This window comes from Exiguobacterium sp. UBA3491 (assembly GCF_002377745.1).
Taxonomy (GTDB): Bacteria; Bacillota; Bacilli; order Exiguobacteriales; family Exiguobacteriaceae; genus Exiguobacterium_A.
This window is the reverse complement of sequence record NZ_DFQK01000010.1, coordinates 81,708-90,058: the sequence shown is the minus strand read 5'-3', so window position 1 is coordinate 90,058 and position 8,351 is coordinate 81,708. Positions and strand designations below refer to the sequence as shown.

Genomic DNA, 8,351 nt, shown 5'->3' with positions numbered 1-8,351 from the left:
AATCGAGATCCATGGAAATTCGCCGTAGCCAATCGTTAAAATCAGAACACCGATCGTCGCAAGGACAATCGAGATCCATTCAATCCGTGAGAGCTTTTCTTGAAAGAAGAAGACACCAAAGACGATGCTGACGAGCGGATTGATGTAATAGCCGAGCGACGCCTCAACAATGAATTGATGATTGACAGCCCATATGTAGATGAACCAATTCAAGCTGATGATCAGTCCATTTAAGAAAAAGAGTCGGCGCGTGAACGGATCACGCAATGCCGTCTTCCATTTTCCAAGTGCTTTTTGAAACGACAGTAAGATGAGTAGAAATAGAAACGACCAGATGATCCGGTGCGCTAGTATCTCTTCACTCGGTACATTAGCGAGCATCTTCCAGTAAAGCGGTAAGAGCCCCCAAATGATATATGCGACAAGCGTCGCAAAAAATCCCGATAGATTCACATAATCCCTTCTTTCGTTATGATACCTTCTTCATCCGTATCTTTCCTGCTGATAAACCGCTGATCGTAAACAAAGCAACGGCAATCCAAATGAACAGAAAAGCGATGAAGTGAATCGTCGTAAAGACGTCATTAAATAGATAAATTCCAAGTAGTAGCGTCAACGTTGGTGCAATGTACTGCAGAATTCCGACATAGACAAACGGGATTTTCGGCATCCCGTATCCAAATAACATCAATTGGACTGCTGTTGCGATTCCGAGCATGATGATCGCAATCAGCGCACTCGTCGGCATCGCAAGCGGTTGACTATCTGTCACACCAAGCGTCAAGAGAGCGAACGGGAGCGTGACCAGTGTCTCTAAAAATAATCCGGATAATGGTTCAGCTGCTGCCTTTTTCTTTAGTACACCGTAAAATGCGAACGAGACGGCAAGTGAAAAGGCGATGATCGGAAATTGACCATAACCGAGCGTTAAAATCATCACACCGATGATTGCTGATAAAATCGCAATCACTTGCGGACGCGTCAATCGTTCCTTAAAAAAGATCAAACCGAACAAGACGCTGACGAGGGGATTGATGTAATACCCGAGTGACGACTCAACGATATACCCTTCCCCGATGGCGTACAGATAGAGCGACCAGTTCCCGCCTAACACGAGACCTGCCGCAAGCACGGTATAGCGCTGACGTTTGTTTTGCCATAATTGACGAACGAATTGGAATTTCTTCGTCAGGCGTAACAACAGTGTCACGAAGATGAACGCACTCAAAATCCGAATCGAAACGACCGTCCATGCTGGAATACCAGTTGCAAATACTTTGTAGATCGGCAACAGTCCACCAATCACGTAAGCGACGAATGTCGCACTCATACCCCTTTTATCCACGGTCATCCCCCTTATGTATGAAGAAAGCCGCCAGTGGCGACTTTCATTAAACCTTATTGCCCGTCAAGCGTCGTAAACAACTCGCGTAATTCCTCTTCTGTCAAATCACGCCAAGAACCAATCGGTAAATCGCCAAGCTCGATGTTCATGATCCGAACGCGTTGGAGACGCTTAACTCGGTAGCCGAACTCTTTACACATACGGCGAATCTGACGATTTAACCCTTGCGTCAAAATGATCCGGAATGTCCGTGTCTCAAGTGGTTCAACGATGCATTCCTTCGTTGTCGTACCGAGAATGTCAACACCACTCGCCATCCCTTGAATGAACGTATCCGTAATTGGTGCATCGACGGTTACGATATATTCTTTGTCGTGATTGTTTTCTGCTCGTAAGATCCGGTTAACGATATCACCGTCATTCGTCAACAGAATCAAGCCGTCTGAATCTTTATCGAGGCGACCGATTGGGAAAATCCGCTTCGGATGATTGACGAAATCGATGATGTTTCCTTCGATATCAAGCTCTGTCGTACACGTGATGCCGACTGGTTTATTTAAGACGATGTAGACAGGTTTTGGTTTTGTCTGAAGCGGCTGACCGTCGATTTCGACGACGTCCGTCTCTTCAGCTTGCGAGCCGAGTTCTGCTGTCAGACCGTTGATCGTCACACGACCTGCTTCGACTAATTTATCGGCAGCACGCCTTGAGCAAAAGCCCGTTTCGCTAATGAATTTGTTGATTCGCATGAATGATATCCTCTTTCCTTAATTGAACTGTATTCAGTGTAGCGCATTCCTGAAATGAAAACAAAAAAAGTGGCAAAGAAAACCAGAGGTTCCCTTTGCCCTTTCGATTAGACTGCAGCATCTTTGAGTGTCTGCATGATACGAACGAATTGACCATCATTCATCGGATAGCCCGCTTTCGTGATTTTGACACGAACGAGTTGTCCGATCATTGACTCATCGCCTTCGATTGCAACACGCAGATAGTTATCCGTATAACCGACGAGACGACCGCCTGCTTCTTCCGAGAATTCTTCCGGAATGATTTCAAGCAGTTCTCCCTCATATTTCGAAGCATATTCCTTCGCGAGTTGATCCGATAAGGCGATCAAACGCGCGACGCGTTCTTCTTTGATTGATTCCTCGACTTGATCGTCCATCATCGCAGCTGGTGTTCCTGTCCGTTTCGAGTACGGGAAAACATGCAATTCACTGAACTTATGATCATTGATGAAGTTGAACGTTTCCATGAACTCTTCTTCCGTCTCACCTGGGAAACCAACGATGACATCTGACGTGATTGCACAGTCAGGCAGGACTTCCTTCAAACGCGTAATCCGTTCTCCGAATTCTGCCATCGTATACTTCCGGCGCATACGGCGAAGGACCGTATCGGATGCAGACTGGATCGGAACGTGCAAGTGACGAACGACAATCGGTGAATCCTTCAGGACATCAAGTACCTCGTCCGTGATTTGACTCGCTTCGATCGACGAAATCCGTAAACGTTCGAGTCCATTGACGGATTCGAGTGCTTTAAGTAATTTCGCTAAGTTGTAGTCTTTTAAGTCTTCTCCGTAGCCACCTGTATGGATGCCCGTCAAGACGATTTCTTTATAACCCGCATCAACGAGCTGTTGTGCTTGCTTCAAGACATCTTCTGGTTGACGAGACCTCATGAGACCACGCGCCCATGGGATGATACAGAACGTACAGAAATTGTTACAGCCTTCCTGAATTTTCAGAGAAGCCCTTGTCCGGTCCGTAAAGGCCGGTACATCCAGTTCTTCATAGACTTTTGCTTTCATGATGTTTCCGACCGCATTGATTGGCATGCGTTCTTCACGGAATTGTTCGATGTATCCAATCATTTTATGCCGATCTTGTGTTCCGACGACGACATCGACGCCAGGAATCGCCATGATTTCAGCAGGAGATGTTTGGGCATAACAGCCCGTTACGCAGATGACACTATCCGGATTTTGGCGAATCGCCCGTCGGATGACTTGGCGACTTTTCTTATCTCCGGTATTCGTGACCGTACATGTATTGACGACATATACGTCCGCATGATCAGCAAAATCAACGCGTGCGTAACCAGCGTCCTTGAACAGTTGCCAGACAGCTTCTGTTTCGTAATGGTTGACTTTACAGCCAAGCGTTTGAAAGGCAACAGTTGCCATTTCGTTCACCCTTTCAATTCAAAATGATACGAGACGGCGGAAAGGACATAAAATGGTGCCGTTTCCGTCCGTAAGATGCGGCGCCCTAGAGCGGCTTTTTTAAAACCGGCATCCGTCAAACGTGCGATTTCTGCTTCAGCGAACCCACCTTCAGGTCCGATGACGACAAGAAGAGAATCTCCCTCTTGCAGCCCAGCAAGCGTCGTAGCGAGGACGGAAGCCTCCCCTTGTTTCGCTGATTCTTCATAGGCAACCAGACAAGCCGTATAGTTCGATGCATCCTGTAAGACTTTATCATACGCCACGAAGTCGACCGTCGGCAAGTGGGCACGGTACGATTGTTCCGCTGCTTCCTTGACGATTTTTTCGAGTCGTTCAATCTTTTTCGGAACCTTCTTCTGATCCCATTTCGAGACGGAACGGTCGGCTTCGAAAATCCGTAGATGATGGATCCCGAGTTCCGTTGCTTTTTGGGCAACGAGTTCGATCTTATCACCTTTTGGCAATCCATGGGCGATCGTCACACGAATCGGTAATTCCGTCTCGATCGGTAGAGTCTCTTCGATCCGGGCAGAAGCCGCTTGTTTATCGAGTGCTTCCAGGCGGCACCGGTAAAGACCTGTCCCGTCGAGTACGAGAATCTCTCCGCCGACTTCCATCCGCATGACGTTTTTCATATGGTGTGCGTCGTCTTTCGAGAGATGAAACACATCTCCCTGACGCATTGAGGGCTCGACGAAATACCGTTGCATGCGTTTACGCCTCCCGTTTCGCGATGATCGCGACCCAGTCCTCAAGCTTCGTTGTCTCGACGATCGTAAATCCTGCTTCTTGCATCGCTTGGACGACCATATCCTTCTTCTGACTGATGATACCGGAAGCGATGAAATGACCGCCTGGTAACGTCAACGTATAGGCATCCTTGACGAAAAGGAGAATGACTTCCGCTAAGATGTTCGCGACGATCAACTCGACCGGCTCACTCAATTCCTTCATCAAGTCGCCTTGGCGAACCGTGATCTGCTCACTGACTTCGTTCAAAGCGACGTTTTCCGTCGCTGATTTGACAGCGACTTCGTCTAAATCGAGTGCAAAGACATCCTTTGCCCCAAGCTTCGCAGCTGCAATCGCTAAGACACCGGATCCTGTACCGACATCGACGACACGATCTTGCTCTTGCAAGTAGTTTTCGATTGCTTGAATGCAAAGAACCGTCGTCGGGTGTGTTCCCGTTCCGAACGCCATGCCTGGATCGAGCTCGATGATCTTTTCATCCGGCTGTGGCGTGTAGTCTTCCCACATTGGGACGACTGTCAGGTGGCGGCTGATCTTGACCGGTTTATAGAATTGTTTCCATGAATGTGCCCAGTCTTCTTCATCTACTTGAGTCAGCGTGACAGCACCCGTGCCAATCGACAGACCGAAGTTCGTCAATTGTTGGATGTCCTGTTCGATGCCTTTGATCGTGTCCGTCAAATCGCTGCTTTCTGCAAGATACGCCTTCACGAGTACACCTTGTGTCGGATACTCGTCTCGTTTCGTCTCATCCCAAATTTCACCGAAGTTATCTTCGCGGTGGGACATCATCTCGAAATCTTCGACGTCCTCGATAACGACTCCGCTTGCTCCCGCTTCATGTAAGATGTTTGAAACTGCTTCGATGGCTTCTTGTGTCGTATGGACACAGATCTCTGACCATTTCATTTCTTGTCACGCTCCTCTGTAGTGATCACCCTGTAAAGAATGTCTTGATCCGGCTGAAGACACCTTCGTGTTGCTCTTCGACACCTTTTTCATCGCTGATTTCATTGAATTCCCGTAAGAGTTCTTTTTGACGTTCCGTCAGATTCTTCGGTGTAATGACGACGACATTGACGTACTGGTCGCCATGGTGACCGGATCGAACGTTCGGCATCCCTTTTCCGCGGAGACGGAATCGTGATCCTGTCTGTGTTCCGGCTGGAATCTTCAGACTGACCTTACCGTGAACAGTCGGCACTTCGATCTCATCGCCAAGTGTTGCTTGCGCGAATGTAAGTGGCATATCCATGACGATATGATCGTCGACACGTTCGAACAGTTCATGTGCTGCGACACGAACGACGACATACAAGTCACCTGCTGGTCCACCGTTGACACCGGCTTCCCCTTTACCTGCTAAGCGGATTTGTTGCCCATTGTCGATCCCTGCTGGAATTTTGACACGGACATCTTTGTTTTTGCGAACGCGACCGGCTCCACGACATGTTTCACATGGCTCCTTGACGATTTGTCCACGGCCATGACATGTCGAACATGTCGTTTGGTTGACGACACGACCGAACATCGTGTTTTGTTCGACGTTGATGTGACCCGAACCACCACATCGTTTACATGTTTCCGGATGTGTTCCTGGTTTAGCACCCGAACCATGACATGTACCGCAATCTTCTTCGACTGGAATCGTGATCGTCTTCTCGACGCCTGTGACCGATTCCATGAAGTCGATTTCCTCGACGTATTGTAAATCCTGTCCTTTACGTGGTGCGTTTGGATCTTGACGACGTCCGCCACCGAAGAACATGTCGAAGATGTCGCCAAATCCTTCAGCTCCACTGAATCCACCGCCACCTTGTGATGGATCTTGGTGACCGAATTGGTCGTAACGTGCTCGTTTATTGTCATCGGATAACACTTCATACGCTTCCGATAATTCCTTGAATTTCGCATCCGCATCTGCTTCCTTGTTGACGTCCGGGTGGTACGTCCGGGCAAGCTTACGGTACGCGCGTTTGATTTCCGCTGATGAGGCATCGCGCGCGACGCCTAGTACTTCATAATAATCGCGTTTTTCCACGTGCAGTCTTCCTCTCTCGATTCCGATTCATTTCATACTGTTTGATTTTACCGAACTTCGTGCGACATGGAAAGAGCCAAAGCGCGGATACGCTTTGGCTCTCTCTAGCGCCCGAAAAATCGGTCGGATGAATTACTTGTTGTCTTTCTCGTCGACTTCTTCGAACTCAGCGTCCATGACGTTGTCGTCTTGACCACCAGCTTGTGCGCCTTCAGCGCCAGCTTGTTGCTGTGCCATGTTCTCGTAGACTTTTTGTGTCAACTCTTGAACGACTGTCGACAATTCGTCTTTTGCAGAACGGATTGCTTCGATGTCTGTTCCTTCGAGAGCTTTTGTTACTTTTTCTTTTGCAGCTTCTGCTTTTTCTTTATCAGCGTCAGCGACTTGCTCACCGAGGTCTTTGATTGCTTTATCTGTTGCGAAGACGAGTTGGTCTGCTTCATTGCGTAATTCGACTTCTTCTTTACGCTTGTTGTCTGCGTCCGCGTTTGCTTCTGCATCTTTGACCATTTGCTCGATGTCCGCTTCAGTCAAACCGCTTGATGATTGGATCGTGATTGACTGTTCTTTGTTCGTTCCGAGATCTTTCGCAGAAACGTTAACGATACCGTTCGCATCGATGTCGAATTTAACTTCGATTTGTGGCACGCCACGTGGTGCTGGCGGAATATCCGTCAATTGGAAGCGACCAAGTGTTTTGTTATCTGCTGCCATTGGACGTTCCCCTTGGAGGACGTGGATGTCAACAGCTGGTTGGCTGTCTGCTGCAGTCGAGAAGACTTGTGATTTCGAAGTCGGGATCGTTGTGTTACGATCGATCAATTTCGTCATCACGCCACCCATTGTCTCGATACCGAGTGAGAGTGGAGTTACGTCGAGAAGAACGACGTCTTTGACGTCTCCTGTCAATACGCCACCTTGAACCGCTGCACCGAGGGCAACGACTTCATCCGGGTTAACCCCTTTGAACGATTCTTTACCAGTGAAGTCTTGGATTGCTTTTTGAACTGCAGGAATACGAGTCGAACCACCAACGAGGATGATTTTGTCGATTTTGTCTGGTGTCAGACCTGCATCGTTCATAGCACGGCGTGTTGGTTCCATCGTACGTTCAACGAGATCTGCTGTGAGATCGTCGAATTTCGCGCGTGAAAGTGTCATTTCCAAGTGAAGTGGACCTGATGCGCCAGCTGTGATGAACGGAAGGCTGATTTGTGTTGAAGAAACACCTGAAAGGTCTTTTTTCGCTTTTTCAGCTGCATCTTTCAAACGTTGAAGCGCCATCTTATCTTGAGCAAGATCGATGCCGTTTTCTTTTTTGAATTCTGCTACGAGATGGTCGATGATTTTTTGGTCGAAATCATCTCCACCAAGACGGCTGTCACCAGCAGTTGAAACAACTTCAAAGACGCCATCACCGAGTTCAAGGATCGACACGTCGAACGTACCGCCACCAAGGTCATAGATGAGGATCGTGTGATCTTCGCCTTTTTCGAGACCGTATGCGAGTGCTGCCGCTGTAGGCTCGTTGATGATCCGTTTTACATCAAGACCAGCAATCGTACCAGCGTCTTTTGTCGCTTGGCGTTCTGCATCGTTGAAGTAAGCAGGTACTGTGATGACAGCTTCTGTGACTTTTTCACCGAGGTAGTCTTCTGCTTGCGCTTTTAGTTTTTGAAGGATGATCGCAGAGACTTCTTGTGGTGTGTAGTCTTTGCCTTCAACTTCTACTTTATAGTCCGTACCCATATGACGCTTGATCGACATGATCGTGTTCGGGTTCGTGATCGCTTGACGTTTTGCGACTTCCCCTACTTGACGCTCGCCGTTTTTGAATGCGACGACAGATGGTGTCGTACGGTTTCCTTCTGCGTTAGCGATGACGACTGGTTCGCCACCTTCCATTACTGCAACACATGAGTTCGTTGTACCTAAGTCAATACCGATGATTTTTGCCATGATCTATTTCCTCGCTTTCA

8 protein-coding genes are annotated in these 8,351 nt (G+C 48.2%); all 8 read right to left on the bottom strand.

What is annotated here, in order from left to right:
• Positions 1-453 (bottom strand): EamA family transporter RarD (rarD, locus tag B4F99_RS02680; RefSeq protein WP_290755128.1); only part of this gene is annotated, 453 nt, incomplete at its 3' end.
• 16 nt (positions 454-469) lie between these two features.
• Positions 470-1,351 carry an EamA family transporter RarD gene (rarD, locus tag B4F99_RS02675; RefSeq protein WP_290755126.1) on the bottom strand — a complete coding sequence of 294 codons (882 nt, stop codon included), beginning with the start codon at positions 1,349-1,351 and terminating at the stop codon, positions 470-472.
• 47 nt (positions 1,352-1,398) lie between these two features.
• Positions 1,399-2,094, bottom strand: a complete 696-nt coding sequence (gene rluF / locus B4F99_RS02670) for a 23S rRNA pseudouridine(2604) synthase RluF (protein WP_223041446.1) — start codon at positions 2,092-2,094, stop codon at positions 1,399-1,401.
• Between the two features lie 107 nt (positions 2,095-2,201).
• A complete protein-coding gene (gene mtaB, locus B4F99_RS02665) occupies positions 2,202-3,536 on the bottom strand; it encodes a tRNA (N(6)-L-threonylcarbamoyladenosine(37)-C(2))-methylthiotransferase MtaB (protein ID WP_023467445.1) in 1,335 nt (444 codons plus the stop codon).
• Positions 3,537-3,541: 5 nt separating this feature from the next.
• Positions 3,542-4,288, bottom strand: a complete 747-nt coding sequence (locus B4F99_RS02660; protein WP_290755124.1) for a 16S rRNA (uracil(1498)-N(3))-methyltransferase — start codon at positions 4,286-4,288, stop codon at positions 3,542-3,544.
• Positions 4,289-4,292: 4 nt separating this feature from the next.
• Complete coding sequence (gene prmA, locus B4F99_RS02655; RefSeq protein ID WP_290755122.1) at positions 4,293-5,240, bottom strand: 50S ribosomal protein L11 methyltransferase; 948 nt, start codon at positions 5,238-5,240, stop codon at positions 4,293-4,295.
• Between the two features lie 25 nt (positions 5,241-5,265).
• Entirely contained in the window at positions 5,266-6,372 is a 1,107-nt protein-coding gene (dnaJ, locus tag B4F99_RS02650; RefSeq protein WP_023467442.1) for a molecular chaperone DnaJ, read from the bottom strand.
• Positions 6,373-6,504: 132 nt separating this feature from the next.
• Positions 6,505-8,331, bottom strand: a complete 1,827-nt coding sequence (dnaK, locus tag B4F99_RS02645; RefSeq protein WP_035398411.1) for a molecular chaperone DnaK — start codon at positions 8,329-8,331, stop codon at positions 6,505-6,507.
• Positions 8,332-8,351 lie beyond the last annotated feature (20 nt).

What these genes read in the sequence shown, in the direction of transcription:
- rarD (WP_290755126.1), bottom strand. Translation starts at nt 1,351, where the DNA reads ATGACCGTGGATAAAAGGGGTATGAGTGCGACATTCGTCGCTTACGTG.
- rluF (WP_223041446.1), bottom strand. Translation starts at nt 2,094, where the DNA reads ATGCGAATCAACAAATTCATTAGCGAAACGGGCTTTTGCTCAAGGCGT.
- mtaB (WP_023467445.1), bottom strand. Translation starts at nt 3,536, where the DNA reads ATGGCAACTGTTGCCTTTCAAACGCTTGGCTGTAAAGTCAACCATTAC.
- B4F99_RS02660 (WP_290755124.1), bottom strand. Translation starts at nt 4,288, where the DNA reads ATGCAACGGTATTTCGTCGAGCCCTCAATGCGTCAGGGAGATGTGTTT.
- prmA (WP_290755122.1), bottom strand. Translation starts at nt 5,240, where the DNA reads ATGAAATGGTCAGAGATCTGTGTCCATACGACACAAGAAGCCATCGAA.
- dnaK (WP_035398411.1), bottom strand. Translation starts at nt 8,331, where the DNA reads ATGGCAAAAATCATCGGTATTGACTTAGGTACAACGAACTCATGTGTT.